The following is a 24563-nucleotide window of genomic DNA, read 5'->3' on the forward strand; positions in this document are numbered from 1 at the left end:
AATTAAAGAGAAGGATAGATAAAAAATGCAAAATTCAGAAAATAAACCCGAAGGCCGTTTTTTTCTGGCCATGGCCATGACTTTTGGTTTCTTGTTTGTGTGGTACAATTATTTAGCACCCAAACCAAGCCCAACAACAAAAGAAAAAGTTTCTAAGCAGCAGTCCGCCTCTACAAGAGATAAAATAACAGAGTCTAAACAACAACAAGCAACGAGCGATGAAAGTGCCTTAGCCGAAGCTCAAACAGCCACAGCTTTTCAAACACCTGCGCAAGTTTTGCCGCAGAAGCCACAGATTAAACCCGAACAAAAAAAGATTGAAAACCAGCACTTTGCCTTAAGCTTTACCAACCAAGGTGGGGGTTTGCTTAAAGCGGTGTCTAAAGATCACATGAAAGTAAAAGATGGCCAAGACGGTGTTGTGCTTTTAGCTTCTACAAAACATAAGACTTTACCCTTGTCTTGGCTGTTTGAAGTCAACGGTCAAAGCATTGATACCAGTACCCTGCCATTTAACATGGTCTTCAATGCCAGTGAGAATCGGGTTGAATTCAATCAAGAATTGGCCAAAGGTCTGTCTTTAACAAAAAGTTTTTCCTGGCAAGAAGACGGATACGTGATTGCTCACACGGTAAAGTTGAACAACAGTGGAGAGATGGCGTATACGGTTAAGCCAGTCATAGAACTTGCAGCTCAAGAAGCGGTAAAAGCTGAGAAAAAACGCAGCTTCTTTTTTGCACCGCAATTGAATAAGCTTAGTGGTGTGGCCTATATTGGCGATGATGTAGAACGCTGGACCATTGATAAATTTGGCACCCAAGAAGAGCCTGCAAAAATACCAACCGGGGGCATAGAGTGGATTGGTTTTGATAAACAGTACTTTTTGTTTTCTGCCTTACCCAAAGAAGGCCGTTGGGAAAAGCTTAACCTAGAACAAGCTGAAGGAGTTAAAGAGGGCGTGGTCTCTGCCTATTATCCCACATGGAATTTGGCGGCAGGTCAGCAAAAAAGTTATGCAGTAGATATCTATGCTGGGCCCAAAGATATTAAAGTTTTAGAGCAAACCAAACCCGGTCTTGAGCGAGCGATTGATTTGGGTTCATGGTTGGGGCCTATTGCTAGACCCATTTTACGTTTTTTAAAATTTTTGCATAATTTTGTATCCAATTATGGAGTGGCTATTATTGTTTTGACGGTGTTGGTGCGTTTGTTGATGTTCCCTTTAACGCAAATTCAAGCCAAGAGCATGAAGAAAATGTCTTTGCACAAGCCGCAAATGGATGCTCTAAAAGAACAGTACAAAGATGATCGAGAAGCTTACTCCAGAGAATTGATGAGCTATATGCGCGAACATCGGATTAACCCAGCTTCTGGATGTTTTTTATTGATTTTACAAATGCCGGTCTTTTTTGCCTTGTATCGTGTATTGTACAACTCTATTGAGTTAAGGCATGCCCCGTTTTTTGGCTGGATCACCGACTTGTCTGCGCATGATCCATACTTTGTTTTGCCGGTATTGTTGGGAATAAGCATGTTCTTCCAACAAAAATTAACGCCAACTGCCGGTGTTGATCCTGCACAACAACAGATGATGAAGTTTATTCCATTGATGTTTACCGTGTTCATGATCTTTTTACCCGCTGGTTTGAATTTATACATTTTGGTCAGTACCTTATGGGGCGTAGCTCAGCAGTACTGGATTCAAAAAGGCACAACGGCAGTAACAGCCTAAGCTGTTAAAAGGAGAGAAAAAGAGAGAGATTGTCGAGATTATAAAAGAGAGCGAAGTGGGATGAACCCTCTGCTGATTGGGCAAGAGCCCTCAAGGCATCGCTTATCATAAAGAATAATCTCATTTGAGATAAGGAGCAGGCATAAAGAGAAAATTTCCGCAAAGTTATTTTACATGACTGAGCGCATGAAAGTGAAAAATAATAGAATGCACAGGAGACGAGATTTTATATCGATGTCGACCTCGGGTGGACTGAATAATTATTTCGTGAAGTCATTGAGTATGGCTGAAAGCACGGGAGTGAAAAAACAAAAACCGCGTTTTTTGTTTTTGAGAGGGTCGTGAGACTGTCTACAAAGAGAGCGAAGCGGGAGGGGGATGATCCCCCCTTAAAACAAGGAGGATAAATGAATCAAGCAATTGAACATGACATAGACCATGAGTGGTTGGAAATTGAAGGTAAAAATAGAGAGGATGCTTTGGAAAGAGCGTGTGTGGCGCTGAACACAACCAAAGCCTATTTAGACTTTGAGTTTTTAAATGATAAACAAACCAAGTTGCGCGCACGCAAAAGTGAAGAAGAGCAACAACATCATGAGAAAAAAACCAAGCCGGGCAAAAATGGCAACAAACGGCAAGACAAAACCACCCATGCTAAATCCAATGAAGAAGAACAAGCAGTAGAAGAAGTATATGTTGACCCAACGGATATGGGAAACAATGCCAAGGCTATTTTAGAAAAAATATTATCCTACATTGATGACAGTGTGGAGGTAGATCTAAAAGAAACTGAAAATAAAATTTACTTGGATGTTTTGGGTGAAGGCACAGGTTTGGTGATTGGTAAGCGTGGGCAAACTTTGGAAGCTTTGCAACATGTTGTGGCCAAGGGCATCGGCCTTGATAGAAGTTCTGACAAGCGTTTGGTTCTTGATGCGGAAGGTTACAGAGAGCGTCGTCAGGAAAGTTTAAAATCCTTGGCTTATAAAATGGCGTCCAAGGCAAGTCGCGAACGTCGCTCTATTAGCCTTGAGCCGATGAGTGCCATGGATAGACGGGTTGTGCATATGGCTTTGGCCAATAATCGCCAGATCAATACCAAAAGTGTGGGTGAAGGTTTGGGCCGCAAAGTGATGATTGTTCCTAAAAATGCTAGAAAAAGTGGCAACAGTCGCTCCAATGATAGAAATGGCAATCGTAGAAGCAACAACAACGGTAACTACAAAAGTGATAGAGAAAAATCACCGCGTTTGGCCAGTGGTTCAAGTCGCATGCATGATTCTTATGATGTGCCGCATGCCCCCAATATGGATGTCTTTCCAGACAATATAGATGAGCTTGCAGAATTGCCAGAGCATGAGCTAGAAGCGCATTTGGATTCCACTCCAACTGAGGCAGTGGCTAACAAAGAAAATAAGCCCAAAGCAAAATTGGTAACACGCCAAGACAAAGAGTAATACACATGGATAAGCCTTGTCTTTATGTTGGATAAGGCTTAGTGTTTTAGATTGATATGTCTATAAAAATAAAGCATCGCCAGTGCATTGTTGCCCCTGCAACCGGACCTGCACGCGGCGGTTTGGGTGTCTTGCGTTTATCGGGTGACAAGGCTTTAGAAATAGCCCAAAAATTTTTTAAATTCAGATCAGAACCAGAAAAGATGCACAGTCACCGCATGTATTATGGCGATGTTGTTGATCAAGAGGGTCAAGCCATAGACGATGGTTACCTTGTGTTTTTTAAATCGCCACATTCCTACACCGGTGAAGATACGGTTGAATTTTCTTTGCACGGCAATCCCGTGACCTTAAGCCATATTACAGATTTAATATGCCAGTATGGTCAGGCTCGCATGGCTGAACCTGGTGAGTTTACCCAACGCGCTTTTCTCAATGAAAAAATGAGTTTGACTCAAGCTGAAGCGGTGGCAGAGTTCATCCACGCTTCTTCAGTTGAGGCGTCGCACTATGCCCGCGTTCGTCTGCAGGGCCAGTTGGCTCAACAGATAGAAGAACTTTACATGCAGGCTTTGGAAGTTTTGGCAGAGTGTGAAGCAGACATTGACTTTCCAGATGAAAACTTACCCATAGAAGATAAACCGCACATTATAAAAAAACTGGAACAGGTTATTGACCGTTTGCAAAAACTACTGCACGGATATAATGCAACGCATAAAATGCATGAGGGGTTTCATGTGGCTTTGTTGGGCCAACCCAATGTGGGCAAGTCGTCTTTATTCAATGCTCTGTTGCAAGAAGACAGGGCTTTGGTGTCAGATATAGCGGGTACAACCCGTGATCGCATTGAAGAACAATTGCTTATTTCTGGTTGTCCTGTAAAGTTAATCGATACGGCCGGTCTACGTGAAAATACAGAGGATCAAATTGAACAAGCCGGGATGAAGTTAAGTTTGAAAAGTCTGGAAAAAGCAGATTTGGTTTGTGTTTTGATGGATTCGGCGGAGTCCGTTGAGTTTGCAGCTATTCTTGCGGCCCAGAAAATTTATAACTTTAAGCTTTGGACCTTGATCAATAAGGTTGATCTTGATCCCAGCTTACAGAACTTACATGCGCCGCAAGACAATGTTTTTGTCGTGTCAGCAAAAACCAAGCAAGGGCTGGATACATTGCTGCAGGCTTTGGAGACTTTGATCCAAAATGAACTGAGTGATGAAAAAGTCTTGCTTGGAAACCTACGTCAGAAAAGGCTAATCGATCGATCTCTAGAATCGTTTTTAAGCGCCAAAAAAAATTGGCTAAGGGGTCAGGCAGAGGAATTTGTGGCTTTGGAGCTTAGAGAGGGAATGCGGGCTTTGATGGTTTTGTTGGGAAAAGAGGATTTGACCGAAGAAATCTTGGATACGGTGTTTTCCAAGTTTTGTGTTGGAAAGTAAAGTGGGTGAAGGTTTGTTTTTTCCATGTTCGGCTGATCGGGCTTTGCCCTCAAGGCCTTCACATAGGAAAAAAGCAAACTTAACTGAAGAGAAAAGAGGGTGACGTTATGAATCATGTTTCACGTGAAACATCGCTGGATATAAACAGTTATATCAATATAAAAAATTTATGGTTTAAGGATGTTTTTCCTGACGCTGATCCGTGGGCTGTCTTGATCGCCAAACACAAAGAGGCTTGGCTAAAAAACTATATTGCCAATGAAAACCATCATCAACTGGGCGGTATTGAGCTGGATGCAACAGGTTTGCTGCAAAAAGATAGGGTTTTAGAGCATCCACAAGGTGAGAAAAGTATCATCAAAGCTGGGGCGATCATTGCCAGTGACGGTGTTGTGCTGATGCCGGGTTGCTTGATTGAGGCTGGGGCTTATGTAGCGGGCCCAAGCGTTTTAGGCCCCAAGACCACTGTTAGGCATGCAGCCTATGTTCGCGGTGGCGTGATTACAGGTGAGGGTTGTGTGATTGGACATAGCACAGAAGTAAAAAGTTCCATTTTTGCCAACGATGCCAAAGCAGCACACTTTGCCTACGTCGGTGATAGTGTTTTGGGGCATGCGGTTAATTTGGGAGCAGGAACCAAACTTTCCAATTTAAAAATAATTGCAGGCAACATCAAACTTAAGTTTGAGGATAAAACCGTGGATACCGGCTTAAGGAAATTTGGGGCCATTTTGGGAGATACTTCTCAGACTGGGTGTAATACAGTGCTTAATCCCGGTGTGGTTTTGGGCAAGCAAAGTTTGGTTTATCCCTGCGTGGCTGTAAAAAAGGGCTTGTATAAAGCTAAAAGTTTCATTAAGTAGAGAACGAATGTTTGATGTATTGGTCATAGGTGCAGGACATGCCGGCATAGAGGCAGCTTTGGCTGCAGCACGCAAGGGTGTTAAAACCTGCCTGCTGACGGGTAATTTGGATAGAATAGGGCATATGTCCTGTAATCCAGCCATTGGCGGCGTGGGCAAAGGTCATATTGTAAAGGAAGTGGATGCTTTGGGCGGTGAAATGGCCAAAGCCATTGATCATACGGGCATACAGTTTAGAACCTTGAACACCAAAAAAGGACCGGCAGTGCGAGCCAGCAGGGCTCAGGCTGATAAATACTTGTACGCAGCTTACATGAAAAACGTGGTTGAAAACACGCCCAACCTACATGTTAAACAGGGTATGGCCGTGGATTTATGTTTCAATGATCAAGCCTGTACGGGTGTGATCACTGAAATGGGTGAAGCGCTTAGCGCAAAAAAAACCATCATCACCACCGGAACCTTTCTCAATGGTTTGATTCATATTGGTCAGTTTCAACAAGCAGCTGGCCGTCATGGCGACTTACCGGCTTTAGGCTTAAGTGATGCGTTGATCAAAGCCGGCTTTAGCTTGGGTCGTTTAAAAACGGGGACTGTACCCAGACTGGATGCACGAAGCATTGATTACAGCAAGTTAGAAGAGCAGCCAGGCGATACGCCTTTGCCCCTATTTTCTTTTTATGGACAAAGTACACAGGTTAAGCAAGTGCCCTGTCACATCACCTACACCAATCTAGAAACCCATAAAATTATTGAAGACCATTTGCATGAATCGGCGATGTACAGCGGCAATATCCAAGGTGCCGGTCCCCGCTACTGTCCGTGCATAGAAGATAAAGTAGTGCGTTTTGCTGACAAAGACCGCCATCAAATTTTTCTTGAACCCGAAGGCCTAAGTACACAAGAGATCTACCCCAACGGTTTATCTAATTCTTTACCTTTGCCGGTACAGCTCAAGTTTTTGCGCAGCATTGAGGGTTTGGAAAATGTAGAGATGATGCGTCCAGGCTATGCCATTGAGTATGATTATGCCGATCCAACCCAGCTTAAAAGCAGTTTAGAAACCAAACAAGTCCCCAATTTGTATTTGGCTGGGCAGATCAACGGTACCACGGGTTATGAAGAAGCAGCGGGCCAAGGATTATTGGCCGGTGCTAACGCAGCTGCAAGCATACTTGGTCAGGACAGTTTAGATCTTAACCGCAGCAATTCTTATATTGGGGTGATGGTTGATGATCTGATTACCAAAGGTGTGAAAGAGCCATACCGAATGTTCACTTCCAGGGCAGAGCACCGTTTGCACCTACGTGAGGATAACGCAGATGAGCGATTGATGCCTCTGGCTTTTGAGCAAGGACTTGTTTCACGTGAAACATTTGCCTTGTTTGAACAAAAAATGCAGGCCATTGAAAGCTGTGAACAAAAACTCAAAAACCATAAAATATCACCCACACCTCAGATGCAAGAACAACTAAAAGATCTAGGGACCACAGGCTTAAAAAAACAAAGTGATTTAACCGAGCTGCTGCGGCGACCGGAGGTGTCTTGGGAAGATATTTTAATCCTTGATCCTAGCCTCAAAGATGTTTCACGTGAAACATTTGCTCAGACCTGTATCCGCATTAAATATGCTGGCTATATCAAACGGGCGCAAAATGAAGTGAGTTTGGCTGAGAAAGAGGATAATGCCAAAATCCCAGAAGATTTTGATTACAGTCAGGTCCCAAGCTTATCCAATGAAGTACGAGAAAAACTCAACAACATTCGTCCTAGCACTTTGGGGCAAGCATCAAGAATATCTGGCATGACACCGGCGGCTGTATCAATCTTGCATGTTTTTCTTAAGAAAAGCATGCAAGTACAAACATTAAAGTAATGGTTAATTTTGTTTCTTGCAGTTACTGAGTCTAAAGATTTGGTAGACGGTAACTATTCTGCCATCAAGGCTTAATCTAAGAGCTTTGATATTGGACTCACATCCAGAATAAACTGCGTTTTTATCAAGTTCAGAGATATAGTCAGCAATACTTGAGCTCATAGGCATTAAGCTGCCATTAAAGCCTTCGTAGGGTCTAAGCATCCAGGAGGCATTAAGATTGTATAATTCAAAGGGGTGAATTTGAGCAAAAGCGCTGCTAGATAAACATACTATGAGGGCAAGCAAGGTCTTTTTGAACATGAACAAGCGAATATCAAACGCATGATTAAAGGTCAAGGGTTGAAAAATTCTGTTGCAGGCTATGGTGAGAAAGAGGGCCTATGGGTTAAAAAAACAGGTTGAGCTGCAGTGAAGGGCGCCTCCTGGGAGAAAGTCGCTGCGCACGGGAACAACTTCTTTAAACCATGGCTTTAAATGTTCTATCGCCTTAAGGTCTTGCTGTCCCAGCTGCTCAAAGGCTTTTACTATTTCAAGCGATGTTCTGTTGCTGTAGGTGTCGGGTTGGTCAAAGCTTGGAAAACTGGGCATGAGATAAGTGTCATCTAGAACAATTCCATTGATATAGCTGGCCATGTAGGAGCCAGCATTATCGTAAAAGTTACTGTACATGCCAGCAGCCTCAAGCCAATGTATTCTTGATTCTGGATAACCTGCTTGTTTCAAGGCTTCGAAGTTAAAGGCGTCAGCCGCCTGTGCTTGTTGATGCTTTTTATTGGCAAAGTCTTGTAAACAGCGCATGATTTGGGGAAAGTTGGGAAAAAGTTCATGGGCTTGATTTAAAAATGCTTGTTGTGAATCATGCCCGCTAAGATTGGAGACCCAATTGTTTTGGTTGATAAACTCAAAGGGGTCATTCCACTGACCAAAAGCAAATAAAGCAATGTACTTATGGTCTTTACTTTTGATGCAGTCGTTAATCTCACTCCTTAGCGCTGTAGCCAAGGTCAAAAAGTCTGTGGTGATGGGTTCGTTGTTATGAAAAGCTCTTCTAATAAATATGTCAGGCTGCTTGCTTAAAAAAGCGTGTACTTTGCGTGTTTTTGGATGTTTGGCAAACATGACGATGGTATCGGTGTCTTGAGTAAATTCCCAGGGATTGGCTTTGAGAACGACCAAGCGATCAAAGTTGAGATAAGACCTTAAGTGTGTTTCAAGCTCTGCAGGTGTTTTTTTATTGCTGTCCAACATGCGTTGGGTGATGTAAAGGTGGCCTTGTTCTTTATCGGTGAGGATATCCGCCGGTCCGTTCCAACGCAAAGGAATGGAGACAAGAGAGTCTGTGTTGCTCAGTAGATCGTGTTTGAGAATGGGGTTTTGACCTTGCATCTGAACATAAATTTTGTTTTGTTGCCGGTCTTTAGCTTCTAAATAGCTGTTGTTACGCAGCCAAGCATAGTTTTTGCTGACGCATCGGTAACGAACGGTAGCCAAGCAGTTGTCTTGTTCATTTAAAGAGCAGGTCTTGTTTAGGCTTTGCTCAAAACCTTGAACGAGAGGGTAAAGTGCCTTGTACTCGGATTCAAGCTCTTGGTTTTCAGGATGGCAGTGCTCCATGGTATCAACTTTAAGCAAGAGACTGAGCTCAATATTTTTTTTGTGCGCGACAAAAGCAATACGACTTAAAAACTGTTGCCAAATGGCTTCACCAGGAAAGTCAGAACCGCTTCTAACACTATTTTTTAAAGGAAGAACCAGACGTTTAAGCGGCGAGTACTCTGGCATCAAGCTAAGGTTTGTTGCTTTATGTTGAGCACAAAGGCTAAAGCTAAACAAAAAATAAGAAAAGATATAGATTTTTAGAGTCATTGGGGTCGCAAAGCCTGACTGTGTAAAACGATAGGGTAAATAAGGAAGAAAATTTTTTTTGCTTTCTCATAGGCTAGGTAGCTAAGATGCAGTAAAAGCGGTAACTTTTTGTTCATATGGTGAGCGTGCATCCATTGCAACGAAGACCATGGCTTAGATTTTCCCCACATTTATTAATAATATCATAGATTTATAAAAAAAACCAAGCCGGTTGATGGCTTAGATACCTGCAAGGCTTTTTCTTGTTGCCTTGCACTTTTTTTGGCCATCAAAACAAAGACATAAAAACAATGTTATCTCAGAAGCGTCACCAATATAAACAGAATGGAAAAGCATAGAAAGTTTTTCTAAAACAAGACAAAAAATAAAAACTAATTCAATTATTCTAGGCACTTAACATAAATAACAAAATAATATTACTTTAAAAACAATGAAGTTCGTGGTAAAAGCGTTGGCTTATGACACAGATTATTGCCATGGCCAATCAAAAAGGGGGAGTGGGAAAAACCACAACGTCCGTGAACTTGGCAGCGTCTTTGGGAGCCGCAGAAAAAAAAGTTTTGTTGATTGACATGGACCCACAAGCCAATGCTACCAGCGGAATTGGCTTAACCGAAACAGTATCTGAACAAAAAACGGTCTATGAAGTATTGTTGGGTGAACAAAATATCAATGCTTGTATTTTAAAAGCCAAAACCCCATTTGTTTGGGCATTGCCCGCCACATCCGACTTGGCCGGCTTTGAAGTTGAAGCCGTAGACCTGCAAGACCGAGAGTTTTTATTGCATAAGGCCTTACAAAATTTAGACAAAGACTTTGATTATATTTTAATTGATTGCCCGCCGTCTTTGAGTTTGATTACCATCAATGCTTTGGTCGCAGCCAAAGATGTTTTGGTGCCCTTGCAAGCCGAGTATTATGCTCTAGAGGGATTGAGTCGATTAACAGAAACCATTGAACTGGTACAAGAGAATTTAAATCCGCGCTTGAACATCAAAGGCATTGTTTTAACCATGTTTGATAAGCGCAACAACCTGTGCCACCAGGTGGAAACAGAAATTAATACCCACTTTCCCAACTTGGTTTGGGAAACCAAAATCCCACGCAATGTGCGTTTGAGTGAGGCCCCTAGTTTTGGTCAGCCTATCATTCAATACGATATTACCTCTGTGGGCTCGCAAAGTTATTTGGCGCTAGCAGCGGAGTGCATTGAACAGTATAAAAGCAAAGAAATAGAAACACCAACAACAAGCGATAAAATAAACACACAGCGTGTTTAAAGCAATTGAATCAGTTGAAAGTTAAGGAGAGCATTGTATGGCACAACAACGTAAAGCTTTAGGTAGAGGCATATCATCATTGATACGGAAAAATCCTGGTGTTATTACTCCGGAAAACCAAGATAAAGAGAGCACACAAAAAAACGCAAAAGCACAAACAGGGGAAATAAAAAATAATAAAGGTTTTGTTGAACTTAACATCAAAGACATTCAGGTCAATCCACGTCAGCCCAGACGGCATTTCAACAGTCAAGCCTTAGAAGAGCTTAAGCAGTCCATTGAACAATCCGGCGTAATTCAACCCATTCTGGTGCGTGAAATTTCAGGAGGCTATGAATTGGTTGCCGGTGAGCGCAGGTTTAGAGCCAGTAAGCTGGCGGGTCTAAAAACCATACCAGCGGTCATTAAAAACATGAATGATCAAGTGCAACTGGAAATAGCCATTGTTGAAAATTTGCAACGTCAAGATTTAACGCCTATAGAAGAAGCCAAAGGCTATGAACGTTTGAGCCAGGAGTTTAATTTAAGCCAAGCACAAATAGCAGAAAAAGTAGGCAAGGACAGGTCCACAGTTACCAATTTATTGCGTTTGTTAAAGCTATCGCCTTTGGTGCAGGCTTATGTCAATGAAGCTAAGCTCAGCATGGGACATGCTCGGGCTTTGTTGGCAGTAGATGCCAACAAGCAAGAGCAGCTGGCCAAAAAAGTGATTGATCAAGGCCTGTCGGTTAGAGCTGTTGAGCAATGGATTAAAAAACAAGATGAACCTTCATCGAAAACAACAGCAAGCAGCAAAAAAAATGGTGCAGCATTGGATCCAAACTTAAAGTTTGTACAAAATAAAATGCAGCAGCGTTTGGGAACCAAAGTGGAAATCAAACCCAAAGGCAAAGGCGGTGAAATCAGCATTACCTACTTCAATTCAGATGATCTAGAACGCATGACCAAGCTTTTGGGTTAGTTTGTGAGCTGTTTTGACTGGTTTTAGCTTGGCGCAGTGTCGAGAAAATTGTTGACGCATTGTGTTTATGTGGTGTATGTAAACAACCCTATGAAAGCTTTGAGTCACTTTTTAATTGTCATTCTTTATTGTGCGTTGAGCTTGTCAGCGTGCTCAAAAAAGAAAAACAGTTCTTTGTCTGAAAACAAAGAAAATATTCAAAAAGCAAGCGATAAATTGAGTGACAAAACCACTGACAAAACTACAAAAGAAACCACACAGAATGATCTTTCTTCAGATTTAGGGCTGTCGTATGAAATCTCAGATGCAAACATTGAGATTCACTGGAAAACCGCAAACAACCCTAAAGTTGAATATGAAATCATTGCCATGACGCGTGAAAAAATTGAGGAAACTGCCTTGAATTGGGCTGATAAAGATACTGTTACCACACTTAAAATGCCGCCGTATACTATGCCTCTACCCAATGAAAAAACCAGCTACCATATTTATATGCGAGCTGGTCTGGATAAAAAGTACAGTGAGGTTGCGTATTTAGGTTTTGACTTTACACCAAAAAGTTCAAGCTCTGAGCTGCCAAAGATTTTAGAAATTAGCCATAAAATTGAAAAAGACAATGTTTTGATTTCATGGAAAAGCAATCAACCGCAGACACAGGGTGTTGTTTATGAAGTTGTGGTTATTGATACAGAAACTGATACACCCGACTGGACCCAAGCAACTCAAGTTGAAGCTGTATCCTATGCTTATCCAGTCACAGGTTTAGAAAACAACACAGATTATTTTATTTATGTCAGAGCCGTAAAAGATTTACCCGGGGATCAGACCATACATCAATTCAAATATACACAGCTTGAAGATGAAGATGAAGATGAAGAAGAAGAAGATGATAAAGTGACAGAATTTGAATTAAAAATTATAGCAGCCAATCAAGGGGGATCTGATACGCCTCCTTTGTTGGGAAGTGCATACGGCTGTAATCTCAACAGTCAGTACGGAAACTTTCCCGGTTTGCAGTGGAAAAACCTTCCAAAAGATACCAAAAGTATTGCCATTCATATGATTGATCAAACAATACCGTGGGTACACTTCTGGGCTATCAATATTCCTTCCAATGTCACCTCTTTACCTGAAGTTGAGCTTGTTGATGTAGGAAGTATTTTTAGTAATATTGACGGAGCTCAGAACATTGAGCTAAGGGCAAGCTCATACGGTGAAACAGCCTTGGGTTATCAAGGGCCTTGCCCTCCTATAGGACAAGAACATACTTATGCGTTTGAAGTTTTTGCATTGAATCAAGAAAAGTTTGAAAATATTCCTACAAGCTTGGATCAAGGATACAGTGCTTTTTTTACAGACATCATCATCAACAATACAAATTCAAATGTGTTGGCTAAGGCAGAAGCGTTGTTTCGTTTTGAGCAAAAGTAACACATAAAAACACATGCATTCAATGGTAAGGCCCAGTAAGCCTTATCTTTTATTGATGGGCTATAAAATTTTTTACGCATTGTATAAGGTCATCATTAGGAAAAAGCACTTGTCAAAGCTTAACAATACATTTATAGGCAGTGGATGATCAAGATTTTACAAGTTGGTCTTGGCCCTTTGGGGCAAAGTATTGCCAAACAAATTGCTCAAGACTCTCGTTTTACAACCGTGGCCAGTGTGGATTTAAATCCTGATTTTGCAGGTAAAAAGCTCAATGATATTTGCCAAAACACCAATGATTCACCGATTTACCAAGATCTTAAACAGGCGGTGGATAAGCATCAGCCAGACATTGCCGTTGTGACCACGGTATCGAGCTTGGCCAAAGCCATGGAAACGTTTAAAAGTTTACTCAACTTAAAGCTGCCAGTGGTATCTTCTTGTGAAGAGTTGAGTTACCCTTGGCGTGAACAGCCAGATTTATCCAAAGATTTGGATGCCATAGCCCAAGCCAATAATGTTGCTATTTTAGGAACCGGTGTGAATCCAGGGTTTTTGATGGATGCTTTGCCCAGCCACTTAAGTTTGTTGTGTAAAACAGTTGAACACGTGCGTGTGAACCGTTATCAAAATGCCTTAAGCCGCAGAATTCCATTTCAAGAAAAAATAGGGGCTGGCTTGAGCTTAGAAGAATTTGAACAAAAAAAACAAGCGGGGACTTTACGCCATGTGGGTTTAACCGAATCCATGCATATGATAGCCGCGCAATTGGACTGGCCCATTGACAGCTGGAACGATGAAATCAAACCGATCATGGTCAAAGAGAACATGCACTGGAATGGCAAAGACTTAACACCAGAACATACCGCCGGCGTGGAACAAATTGGAACAGCCTTGGTTAAGGGTGAAGAAAAAATAAGACTGCACTTTAAGGCCAGCATTGTTGAAGAAGAAAGTTACGATCAAGTGATTTTAGACAGCGAGCCCAAAATTGATTCAAAAATCACCGGCGGTGTGCATGGTGATGTGGCCACCCACTCCATTTTGCTCAATACCATCAAAAAAGTTCTTACTGCCAAACCCGGTTTAAGAACCATGATTGACGTATGATCTGAATCAGAGTTTTGTTCAATTGAACAATGCATTGAAACGGTTAGGGGTTGTTAACGGTTATATTTAAGAGATGAGGAAACCATCATCAAAGTCAACAAAGACAAAATCATGGTCGATGGGTAATCGTGGGGTTTACTTTATTTTAAGGCTAACAAATCTATTGTATTAATTGTATTATGCAATGATCAATAAATTCAATGAAATAAAGCATGATGGGCAGAAAAGAGCCAATCCTTTTTTTACAGTCATGGAAAAAACAACAGTCCTAGAAATTTAAACAGGAAAAAGTTGAGTAACACTAGCAGAACTCAATACTAAAAAACATAAAATAACGCAACACACAGTATTAAAAAAAAATTCAAAAAATAAATTTTTTTTTAATAAAACTATGCTAGTTCACGATTCCAAGAAGAGTTATTGCAACATCGTTTTCTTGGGGGCAAACGTGAAAAAACTGTTTAGGGGAATTGTTTTAACAGGGTGCATGTCAGCAAACCTAGTGTTTGCAGGGGACTATATTATTTCAGACCAGTGTTTGAACCAGGTTGAAAATATAAACTTATTTAGGAACACATCAAATCTTCAAGAAAAACTGAACTACTTAAAAAAAGATTACAAAGGTGGACGTTTATACAATTATTCAGCTTTACGACACAATCTTGCAAACAACTTGACTGAAATTCAGAATGAATTGGACAATAACCAATCTCCAATCAATAAACATCTGCGCATGTGCATGGTCAATCAACGGTATTGCCACAGGTACTTTAATCCAAACAATGAAATTCATCAGCGTTGGTTCTGTGCCACGCATATCTATAGGAATGTTCTTTCTGATCAATTTACACAATTTAATACCCTGGTTGAAAGATGTGGTGATGGCTCAGTGATGTTTCATAGCGCCCACTTTCCGGCAAGCGATCACCCTGCCTATCAAAGAGATTGTCATGATAAAAATGGGAACTCAAAACTAGAGTATTATAAAAACCAAAGAAAAATTGTTCAATCGGAAATGTTCCGTTATTACCAACAAATAGATGATACGGTTCATCAATCTAGCAAACCTGAGGCAGTGGGCTACATCATTGGTAAGCTCAATGAAACTATAGGAGAAGTTGAGTATGGAGATGTGCGAACAACGCACCATCAGTATCAAGTTGTGCGTTTTGCAAAAAGTATAGCGCAGTGTACTGTAGGCTCCAACAACAATTACAATAAATCAACGCTTGCTGCCACATCCGATTACGCAGCCTTTAGTCAAAATATCATGTCCATGTTTGAAGGCGCATCAGACGCCTTGATTTATAATCCGCAAGAAACATATGAACGTAGTCAAATGGTGAATGCGTTTACGGCTGTTGAACGTTTTGATCACGAAGTTGCCTTGTTTCTAAACAAAGAACAATACAGATACAGTACAGCTGCATGCGATGATCTTCCAGAAGAAGAAAAAATAAACTGTATCTTGCAATCCTACAGCCAACAAGCGTGGTTGAGCAAAAGTGAAAGCGAACAAGAATTAGAGCGCAGAAAGTTACAAGTTTACGAACAAAACGCAATGAAAGGCGAAAATAGACGTTTAAAAAACTTAAGTGAAGCAGCCTATCCAAAAGTTTTTCGCGGATTCTTGCCCTATCATTTTTACCGGACGACCAATGCCAAAATTTTGATGGAGTTGCAAAAAATGAGCGTTGATCAAGGACGGCAGTATTTGGCAACAGAACAAAGCTTCATCAATTTTACGGAGCAATTGGTATGCGGAAAAAATGCCTTTCATTATTGTCAAGAACAATACAAAGCTAAACGCGTTGAATCCAGAAAAAAACTGTATCAAAATATTAAAAACGGAACTTACCGAGTGGCTTTCCATCCCACCCCACAAAAAACCGCACTGCGAAAAAGTATGGTCGACTTACTCAATGCTAAAATCAGTGATATCAATGACTACTGCTACAATGCTTCAGCTGAGCTAAAAGACCGTTTTGAAAACATGAGCATGGATGAAACGTTTCCCTTTAATGCTATTGATGAGCAAGAGCGTTACACATTGATGAGCTTCTTGGAAGAAAAATTACAAAAATTGTATGCTACGCCTACCTTTGGCAGTTACTTTGCTCATTCCAGCATGATTGACTTATTAAACTTTGATGCGCAAGAGCGCTACAACACCTGCTTCAATCAAGGCTACGTATTTGGAGGATCGTTAAAAAGCACCAAGACCTATAAAAGAATGATGGAAGATGCATCACACGGAGTCATTTCTTCAGCAATGCATCTCATGGATTTCAAACAACGGAAATTGGCCTCTGATTTTCAAGTAAGCATGGCCAGCCTCCAAGCTGTAGAGCGTGCCTTAGAGCAAGATATCATGACAGAGCTTAATATCTTGGAGCAAAAAAGAAAGCTTAATACTCCAGAAGGACAACTCAACTTTTTGAAAGACAGCATAAAGTCACGGGTTTTTTCCCTGCTCGATTTTGCTTTGGATAACCCATCAGAAGGTTTAGGCGATACCTACTGCACGTTATTGGATGAAGCCAATTGTGACGAAGTGATGAAAGAAAACATGATCAAAATGGCAATGATTGTGCCGCACGTGATGGCTTTGTTTTTGTTGCCTGGGGCGGGAAATATTGTAGTGGAACTAAGCATCGTTGGCGGGGCGTTAACTATCAGCAGTCTTGCTACCTATCAAATGATTGTCATGCGTATAAACCAACAAAGCCAACTCGATCGGTCTTTGGCCAGCAGCAACATCAGCCCTCAAAACGCCGCATATTTACAAAGCTATTTTAGAAAAGATATAAAAAATTACACGGTAGTCCTTGCCCTAGAAGCAGCTGTTGTTGTTGCTACTGATTATGTTCTGATTAGAGAAGGTCTTAAAACCGTAAAGTATCTCCGACAAACAGGAGCCTTTCAAAAATATTTTTCACGACAAATGTTGATTGACCATGCCATTCGTGTTGCTCCCAAAGGTTCCGCAGGTTTTTTAAATCAATACAGGTATTCTAGAGAGTTTTTTGCGCGTTCGGATCAAATATCAGATCAGGTGTTTGATGATTTTATTCGTGCTCTAAAAGAGGGTGAGGGTTTAAAGTTTTCAAAAAACAATTTTCCAAATCATTTTCCGGAGATAAATCCAAGTTTGGTTTCTCAAATGTTCAAATCAATAGGTAAAGGTTTGAACCATGTATGGAAAACTCTATGGGATATGCCTCTTTTAAAGCAAGTAAGCATAAATTATTATAAGGTTATGTACCAATACACTAGTAAATGGTGGGTGACAAGCAAACGCATGACGGAAATTCTTAACGAAGCTTTAGAACGAGGACGCATCAGTCAACAACAGTTTGAAGAGTTAATTGAGGGCATGCCAGAATTTACTATTGTTAACGGTAAAGCGGTTTTAAAAATCAATTCAGAAATAAAAGTATTAGCCAAACGCTTCTTGGATGAGTATGTCATGGATACCAATGGCATGCGCAGCTTTTTGGAACCCTTTGTTTACAGTGATATTCTTAGCCCACAGCAATGGCAGCGTGCCATTGCTAACTTTGAAAAAACAGGCAGAAAAATTTTAAGCAAAGAAGATGCTAAAATGTTTATTTCTGTCATTAAGTTTTCTCGTCGAGAAATCAATTCAATTGCAGATGAACTAAAACGTTCGGGTCAGTTTGTATCTGGTTACTATCAAAAGCGCACCAATTTTATATTGGACCACATGGATGAATTTTTAGATGTTGCTTATTTGGAACGTTTAAAACAAAGACAGCGCTTTATTCAATACCTAAAACAAATGGGCAGAACATCTGAGGACCAAATAGATGAGCTGCACCGTTTTATCAATCAAATTGATGATTATGACTTGCATTACGCTTGGAATCATCAAGGAGAAATTGCCCAAAAAATTGACGACATCACAGAAAGTTTACGCTCTCATTCAGGTAGGTTTTTTACCAATGAACACGTGATGTATTATATTCGAGAACAAGAGCAATACGTGGACTATTTTTTTAAATCTTTAGACCAAGCTTTGGGACGAAATAACAGTAACCTGATCAAGCGTATACGGACCAAACGTTATGGTAGTGCGCAACATCGAAACTTCACCGATGCCTATGCTGAAGCCCGGCATAAAACAAAAATGCGTAAGACCATACATGGTGAATGTTCGTTGCCCAACTCGCCGGTTAAAAAAATTGCCAACAAAGTCATGGCCAACCAAGCCAAACAAATAAGTTTGGTGTCCAACACCTGGGGTTATGTCAGTGTAAAGTATGATGACTACGATGTACATCAAGGCTTAGACATTGAGTGGATTACGCGCTTGGCTTATGACTTGGCCGTGCCTCAGTTGGGCACACACCTGTCCATGAAAGCTTTAACTTCAGGTGAGAAAAGGGCCGTATCCAAAATAGGCATGGAGTGGTTAGCAGGCATTCCTGTTTCTGCAGTAGAGTTTGGCGGGTATTGGTTTTTAAGTGAGCATTTGTGGAATTCATCGGATCAAGCGGAAGCTCTTTTTGCCAAAGAAGTCAGGCAATCAGAAAATCTTCCCAAAGATTTAGGTGAGCTATTTAAAGGCTATCCAAAAATTTATCAGGGTGTAATGCAGCGCTTGGAAAAAGTTCAAAACTTCTTAATCCATGAGCATCCACCGGCTGTAATCAACGATGCCTTTTTATACGACTTGGCTGTTAAAGAAGGTTTGATTGATGAAGTTTTACAAAGTGATGCGGATTTTGAAAAAGAACTTTTGGATGCACTGTCTGACTTTATGTACGATGAAGCTTATGATAGCAGACCCAAGTCCAACTTCCCTATTTTAGGCAACAAAGTTCGCTTGTTTGGCGATGGCTTTAAATCAAGAGAGTGGTTGATGGAAAACCAAGATATCCCTGCTTCTGTGCATGAATCTGTAGATAGAATTATGTTTTACCGTTTGTTTGATTTGTTTCCCAATAGCCAAATCAAGTACATCAGAAGTCAGCTGGTTTATTCAATGTTATGCAAGTACAGGTACAGCCAGCGCATGACTGTTCCTGCGGCCATTGCCGTTTATGCAGCCATTAAAGCAGCCACAGACCCTATTAAGTATCACCTGCGTGAACAAAATACAGGGCACTGATAAAAACTGCCTATATTGTTATGATTGATCTTGCAGCCAAACTTGCAAGTCATCTGACCCACCAATGTGCTGGCCATCGATGTAAATTTGTGGAACAGAAGTACGACCACTGATGGGTAAAATGGCTTCCATGGGAATATCCTGACCGGCTTTGATTTCAATAATATCATAGCCATAATCGGTGAGCATGGCTCTGGCTTTGACACAAAATGGACACACTTGCGTTGAAATCATCACGGCTGTTTTTGTTTGAGACATAAGATCTTCTTTCTTGTTAAAGAGTGTTTAGGGGTACGCAGCGCATGCCCCTAAAACCTCAAGTGTATTTTATTAGTCAGCTAATATAGAGCGCAGCATCCAAGCAGTTTTTTCATGAACTTCTAAGCGTCCAATGAATAAATCTTCACTGACATCATCATGCTCACCTTCATCCAAACTTTTTTTCAAGGTGGTAATGATTTTTTCATGGCCTTCTAAAAGTTGGGATACCATGTCTTTCCAATGCAGTTGACCTGTAGACTCTTTTATTTGGGTTAGCTGCATGTATTCTTGATATGAGCCCGGGGCATAGTCGCCTAAGGCTTTGATACGTTCTGCAATAACATCAATGGCTGCAAAAAACTCATTGTATTGCGCTTCAAATAAGGTGTGCAGAGACGAAAACATAGGGCCTGTTACGTTCCAGTGATAATTTTGTGTTTTTAAATTCAAAGTGTAGCTATCAGCTAACAATTGTCTTAAAGTTTCTTTAGTAGTCATGGTAATAATCTCCTTTTTGTTTATGGCCTCATCATAAACAAAAGTTGATGATTTGAACAGTTGAAAAAAACTATGGCCTCATTGTTTATAACAATGAGGCCATAAAAAACGATCAACTTTAGCTATAAAAAAGTTTAAGCAGGCTTGGCAACCTTTGACCACTCTTTAAGCTGTTTTTGCAAGGCTTTCTTGGTTTGCTTTATAGAGTGTTTTAATTCAAGTTGTTGCTGATCAATGGAATGAACCAAGGATGCCTTTTTTTCTCTGAGTTGTTTATAAAAAGCAGCTTGAGTTTGTTTAAAGGATTGTTGAAACTCTTGCTGCTGTAAATCCAAAGAATTCATAAAGGCTGCCTTTTTTTGTTCTGCCAGTTGAGACAGCTCTTGTTTTTTAAGTTTGAGCTGCTCAATTTTTTGGCAAGCTTCATCAAACAACAACTCGGCTTTTTCACTCAAAGGTTGATGTTGTTCTAAACGTTTTTTTTGCATTTTTAAGCGTGCTTGCAAGATGGCTTCTTGTGAGGCTTGTTTAAGGTTCCAGGTTAAGCCTAACCAGTTCATACTTTTAATAAACCATTTGCTAGGGTCCCAGTGGTAGGCCTTGATGCCATTACGATAATCACGGGCATACCAGTGGTGGAAATTATGGTAACCCTCACCAAAGGTAAAAATAGCCGTAATCCAGCTGTCTTTGGCCGAGTTGGTATCGGTGTAGTTTTGTTTACCCAGTGTGTGTGCCAATGAATTGATGGCAAAAGTAATGTGATGGGCAAGAAACAGTCTTAAAACGCCACCATAAATAAAACCACCTAAAAAGTCATTCCACAAAAAATGGGCAATCAAAGCGGGCATCAAACCACCAACCAGGCCACCAATCCATTTCCAGTATTTTTCTTGCCACATGACCAAAGGGTCATTGAGCAGATCTTGGGGCCTAGCAGCATTGGCTTTTTTAGAGGATAGAATCCAACCGATGTGCGCCCACCAAAACCCTTCTTGTATGCTGTAAGGATCTTTTTCTTGGTCAACAAATTGATGGTGAACGCGATGTTCAGAAGCCCACTGTATGCAAGATTGCTGAAAAGCACAGGCACCAAAAACCAAGTAAAAGAATTTTAAAACCGGAGATGCTTCATAACTGCGATGAGCAAACAAGCGATGATACCCACAGGTGATGCTCATCAAGGTTGCACACAACATAAAGAGAAACAGTGCAATATTTTGCCAGGCTAAACCATGCATATAAATATGCCAAGGTGTTAAAGTCACTGCAGCCAAACTTAAAATGATGAAGAACGGCGCAGTCACCAAATTGTAACGGGATAAAAATGTCTTTAATTTTTGCATAGTGCTGGCCAGTATAGCAAAAATTAACTTATGACTCTAGTAAAATACAGACCTAGCCATGCGAGCTTAGGTTGAACTTGAAAGCATAAGTTTAAGATTTTTGTAACAAAAGCCAGCGCAGTTGAAGCAGTATCGTGTAAATAGCTTATGCATTGTAAGGTCATACATATGGCTTAAAAGGCCGTATTATGCAGGAACAAGCGCTTTGAAAAAATATGCTGCAGTTTTTTTGATCTTTTATTTGGCCGCGCTCAGGATAAAAATTTAGGTATTGCGCAAATTTTGAACGTTTAGTGAGATTTAGAAAACACTTTTTAAACAGACAATTTGTCGCGATAAAACCAGATTAATCGATCTGGATTAAAAGGTATTCAAATTCATTGATATTAGGATAAGGCAGAACGTCTTTATGCACGCTCATAACTGTACGATGTATGATGCTGTTGCTTGGCCATTCATTGAATTCAAAAACTTTGGCTTTTTACAGTTGCTTTGGCTTAAAATGCAATACAAACATAAAAGATGCTTTGAAACTACTTTTGAAGTATTTACTTTTATATGTCTTGCCCTTTATGCAGCCATAACAAAAAAATACTCTTGAGCCGTGCCAATCAAAAATTATACTATGTTTGTCCACAGTGTGATTTTATTTATTTGGATCGGCAGTTTTATTTATCCAGACAAGAAGAGCAAGAACGCTATGCCAAACATGAAAACACACCGGAAGACCCAAAGTATCAAAAATTTCTGCAACCGGTTTTGGATAGCTTGCTTCCCTATCTAAAAGACAACAGTCTTGGTTTGGATTTTGGTAGTGGTGCAGGGTCTCCTTTGCCGCAGATGTTTGCAGCTTTTGGACACAAGGTGAAAAATTACGATTCATTTTTTTATCCAGATCAAACGCTGTTTCAACATAAATATGACTTTATTGTATCCACAGAAACCTTTGAACATTTGCATCAACCCATCAAAGAGATGAAACGTTTGTTGACTTGCCTTAAACCCGGCGGGTATATTTGTGTGATGACGCAGTTTCTAAGCAACAAAGATGATTTTGAATCTTGGTATTATCATCGTGATCCGAGTCATGTCGGGTTTTTTAATCAGCACAGCTTTCAATATTTGGCCAAGGCCTTGGGTTTGAGCGTTTTTTTTCCACACAAAAGTATTGCTGTGTTTGGAGTGAAGTAGAATGAAGTCAAAGTTTAGATTAATGCTGAGTCTAGTTTTAGCTTTGTTGGCTCTGGCATGCCACAAACAATCTGTTAAACAGCAGCAAAAGCAAAAAACACAAGCAGAACTAGAACCAGAAACAGAGGTCACCCATAGCGTTCAAGAAGGTTACTTTTCATACATGGCCGATGCCAACATGTTTGTCTCTTGTGATAAAAAACACAAAGCCAGTATTTTAATGCAAGGTAAAGCTTACCTTGAACTTGAAAAAAAGTATTTGGCCTTGCAAGTTTCACCACAAAAAGTTTATCTAAAAATGCGCACCACGTTGGTGAATAGAAAAACAGAGCAAGAAGAATTGAACAAACCTGCCTGGCAGATGGATGCCTTGCTTGAATTGAATCAACATAAACAGTGTTCAGATCAAACGGACCTAAAATAAAAACCTTATGGCTTAATCTTTAAGTAGACTTAGTTTATGACAGCTATGATTTACACTTAAGTTCATGATAGTTATAATCTTCATGAATCATCCGCTGTTTTAGTCCGGGGTGGTGAGGGTTGTTTTGAGCAGGAAAAGTTTCGTCTAAACCAATAAAACCATGCAGTATAATATACTCACAATGTTCTCGATCATCGTACCATTGCTGAATATCAAAAATGAGTTGCATGCATTGACTTTCACCTAAGTCGTCGTTTGAAAACTCAACAGAATTAAGAAATTGCGCAGTATATTTTTTTTCTGTTAACTGTAGGGCATCATAAATCATGACTGAGAATGTTGGGTAATTGCTGGCACCACAATAAAGAAGACTGGGCTTTTGATCAATATAAATAGCAATGAGATCTTTGGTTGGGCTAAGGGTAGAGAAATCACCGTTTTCTGAGTTGAACATGCGTTCTATGATTTCTTCAGCATCCGTTTGCTTGGCCAACTCAAGTTCAAAAGCTATGCGTGGATCAGGAGATGCCATCAAACTGATGATGTGAGTGCTTGGTGGTAAAGCTTTGGTAGGTTGTTCAGGCGAAGACAAAGATAGAGAGTCAAGAGTTTGTGCCTGAGTTAGATTAAACAAAAAAAGGGCTACACAAAAAAAATTGAATTGCCAAAGACGCATACAGAAATTCTTACTGTTGATTGCGCAAAGAGTCAAGATGAAAATTTATAGGGTGAAGAAGATATTTTTAATAAATTTCAGTTATGACAAGTAGAGTTTATACCCTACATGTGTCGGCTTGAAACCTAAGTTGGTGTAAAATCGGTTGGCTTCAGAACGGCTTTTGTTTGAGGTGAATTGAATAATTTTGCAATTCTTTTGTTTTGCCAAAGCAATACAATGCTTGATGAGTGTTTTGCCCAAACCTTTGCCTCTAAATTTTTTTTCAACACGCACACTTTCAATTTGCAAACGCTTCGCACCCTTAAAGCTTAAATGGGGTAGATACATAACTTGAGCGCAAGCCAAAATTTCCAAAGTGATGGCTTCCTGCATGATGATGACATCAAAGTATTCGCTACGTTGTATATGCATAAAAGCTGCTTTGTATTGCTCAAAAATAGTATCAGATAAAGACTCGCGAGTTTTACCCAAGTGATCTTGATTCAGTAAATTAATGATACTATCCAAGTCATTCACATGTGCTGAACGAAATCTAACATCCATAATCAATCACTGTATACAAAACTGACAAAAAAAACCACAAAGCATGCCTATAAAAAAAGCGGTGTCTACGCTGAAAGATCATAAATCTAAACAGACGCATTCCCGCCTTTTTTAAATAGAAGAATAAAGTAGAAAATTAACCTAAAACTTTTTCAAAACCACCGTTACCATACTTTAAGGTTGCAGCACCACGTGATACTTTAGAAATGCTGGCTTGTTCTTCTGTGCTCACTTGACGTTGAGGTTTTTCTTTAAGCAAAGATTTAACAATTCTAACACGTAAATCCAAATCTTCAATTTCTGCAGGTGTTAATAAGTCAGCCAAAAAAGCTTCCATGGTTTTAGGTCCTTTAACAGACAAGATGATTTTACTTAGTTTTTTGAGTTTATTTTTATCCATTGATGTTTCCCCTTATGTTTTTTGTGGCTCGTGACGTACTGTTGTTGAGCTACATATTATTTATCTCATGTC

General features: G+C 40.3%; 20 protein-coding genes. 12 read left to right on the plus strand and 8 right to left on the minus strand.

Features of this window, described 5'->3' with window-relative positions:
* Positions 1-25 precede the first annotated feature (25 nt).
* The 5 genes from yidC (at position 26) to mnmG (ending at position 7364) form a co-directional block, all read left to right on the plus strand.
* On the plus strand, positions 26-1732 hold the full coding sequence (gene yidC, locus MRY82_10545; GenBank protein MCI5073358.1) for a membrane protein insertase YidC: 1707 nt from the start codon (positions 26-28) through the stop codon (positions 1730-1732).
* A gap of 407 nt (positions 1733-2139) precedes the next feature.
* The gene (locus tag MRY82_10550; GenBank protein MCI5073359.1) at positions 2140-3189 is read left to right on the plus strand and encodes a KH domain-containing protein; all 1050 of its coding nucleotides are present in this window, start codon (positions 2140-2142) and stop codon (positions 3187-3189) included.
* 56 nt (positions 3190-3245) lie between these two features.
* A complete protein-coding gene (gene mnmE, locus MRY82_10555) occupies positions 3246-4625 on the plus strand; it encodes a tRNA uridine-5-carboxymethylaminomethyl(34) synthesis GTPase MnmE (protein MCI5073360.1) in 1380 nt (459 codons plus the stop codon).
* Between the two features lie 107 nt (positions 4626-4732).
* Positions 4733-5488 carry a hypothetical protein gene (locus MRY82_10560; protein ID MCI5073361.1) on the plus strand — a complete coding sequence of 252 codons (756 nt, stop codon included), beginning with the start codon at positions 4733-4735 and terminating at the stop codon, positions 5486-5488.
* A 7-nt stretch (positions 5489-5495) separates the two neighbouring features.
* Complete coding sequence (gene mnmG, locus MRY82_10565; protein ID MCI5073362.1) at positions 5496-7364, plus strand: tRNA uridine-5-carboxymethylaminomethyl(34) synthesis enzyme MnmG; 1869 nt, start codon at positions 5496-5498, stop codon at positions 7362-7364.
* Between the two features lie 3 nt (positions 7365-7367).
* Here mnmG and MRY82_10570 read toward each other — a convergent pair whose 3' ends face one another.
* On the minus strand, positions 7368-7667 hold the full coding sequence (locus tag MRY82_10570; GenBank protein ID MCI5073363.1) for a hypothetical protein: 300 nt from the start codon (positions 7665-7667) through the stop codon (positions 7368-7370).
* A gap of 78 nt (positions 7668-7745) precedes the next feature.
* Positions 7746-9152, minus strand: a complete 1407-nt coding sequence (locus MRY82_10575) for a hypothetical protein (protein ID MCI5073364.1) — start codon at positions 9150-9152, stop codon at positions 7746-7748.
* 539 nt (positions 9153-9691) lie between these two features.
* Here MRY82_10575 and MRY82_10580 point away from each other — a divergent pair.
* The 5 genes from MRY82_10580 to MRY82_10600 all read left to right on the plus strand — a co-directional run bounded on the left by MRY82_10580 (position 9692) and on the right by MRY82_10600 (position 19149).
* Complete coding sequence (locus MRY82_10580) at positions 9692-10513, plus strand: AAA family ATPase (GenBank protein MCI5073365.1); 822 nt, start codon at positions 9692-9694, stop codon at positions 10511-10513.
* A 37-nt stretch (positions 10514-10550) separates the two neighbouring features.
* Positions 10551-11474 (plus strand): ParB/RepB/Spo0J family partition protein, encoded by a 924-nt coding sequence (locus tag MRY82_10585; GenBank protein MCI5073366.1) that lies wholly within the window; start codon positions 10551-10553, stop codon positions 11472-11474.
* 36 nt (positions 11475-11510) lie between these two features.
* Positions 11511-12905: a YbhB/YbcL family Raf kinase inhibitor-like protein gene (locus MRY82_10590; GenBank protein ID MCI5073367.1), complete on the plus strand. Its 1395-nt coding sequence runs from the start codon at positions 11511-11513 to the stop codon at positions 12903-12905.
* A gap of 144 nt (positions 12906-13049) precedes the next feature.
* The gene (locus MRY82_10595) at positions 13050-14015 is read left to right on the plus strand and encodes a hypothetical protein (GenBank protein ID MCI5073368.1); all 966 of its coding nucleotides are present in this window, start codon (positions 13050-13052) and stop codon (positions 14013-14015) included.
* A gap of 487 nt (positions 14016-14502) precedes the next feature.
* The gene (locus tag MRY82_10600) at positions 14503-19149 is read left to right on the plus strand and encodes a hypothetical protein (protein MCI5073369.1); all 4647 of its coding nucleotides are present in this window, start codon (positions 14503-14505) and stop codon (positions 19147-19149) included.
* A gap of 18 nt (positions 19150-19167) precedes the next feature.
* On the opposite strand, the gene MRY82_10605 is transcribed toward MRY82_10600, so the two are convergent.
* The 3 genes from MRY82_10605 to MRY82_10615 form a co-directional block, all read right to left on the minus strand.
* A complete protein-coding gene (locus tag MRY82_10605) occupies positions 19168-19407 on the minus strand; it encodes a glutathione S-transferase N-terminal domain-containing protein (GenBank protein ID MCI5073370.1) in 240 nt (79 codons plus the stop codon).
* Positions 19408-19479: 72 nt separating this feature from the next.
* Positions 19480-19908, minus strand: a complete 429-nt coding sequence (locus tag MRY82_10610) for a DNA starvation/stationary phase protection protein (protein ID MCI5073371.1) — start codon at positions 19906-19908, stop codon at positions 19480-19482.
* A gap of 134 nt (positions 19909-20042) precedes the next feature.
* Positions 20043-21254 (minus strand): fatty acid desaturase, encoded by a 1212-nt coding sequence (locus MRY82_10615; GenBank protein MCI5073372.1) that lies wholly within the window; start codon positions 21252-21254, stop codon positions 20043-20045.
* Between the two features lie 558 nt (positions 21255-21812).
* Here MRY82_10615 and MRY82_10620 point away from each other — a divergent pair.
* Together MRY82_10620 and MRY82_10625 are read left to right on the plus strand one after the other, a co-directional pair.
* The gene (locus MRY82_10620) at positions 21813-22445 is read left to right on the plus strand and encodes a class I SAM-dependent methyltransferase (protein ID MCI5073373.1); all 633 of its coding nucleotides are present in this window, start codon (positions 21813-21815) and stop codon (positions 22443-22445) included.
* Between the two features lies 1 nt (position 22446).
* A complete protein-coding gene (locus MRY82_10625; GenBank protein ID MCI5073374.1) occupies positions 22447-22869 on the plus strand; it encodes a hypothetical protein in 423 nt (140 codons plus the stop codon).
* Positions 22870-22912: 43 nt separating this feature from the next.
* Here MRY82_10625 and MRY82_10630 read toward each other — a convergent pair whose 3' ends face one another.
* The 3 genes from MRY82_10630 to MRY82_10640 form a co-directional block, all read right to left on the minus strand.
* Positions 22913-23503, minus strand: a complete 591-nt coding sequence (locus tag MRY82_10630) for a hypothetical protein (GenBank protein MCI5073375.1) — start codon at positions 23501-23503, stop codon at positions 22913-22915.
* Between the two features lie 123 nt (positions 23504-23626).
* On the minus strand, positions 23627-24091 hold the full coding sequence (locus tag MRY82_10635) for a GNAT family N-acetyltransferase (protein MCI5073376.1): 465 nt from the start codon (positions 24089-24091) through the stop codon (positions 23627-23629).
* Between the two features lie 136 nt (positions 24092-24227).
* Positions 24228-24491 carry a trp operon repressor gene (locus tag MRY82_10640; GenBank protein ID MCI5073377.1) on the minus strand — a complete coding sequence of 88 codons (264 nt, stop codon included), beginning with the start codon at positions 24489-24491 and terminating at the stop codon, positions 24228-24230.
* Positions 24492-24563 lie beyond the last annotated feature (72 nt).

Source organism: bacterium (assembly GCA_022763185.1).
Lineage (GTDB): Bacteria > Bdellovibrionota_G > JALEGL01 > JALEGL01 > JALEGL01 > JALEGL01.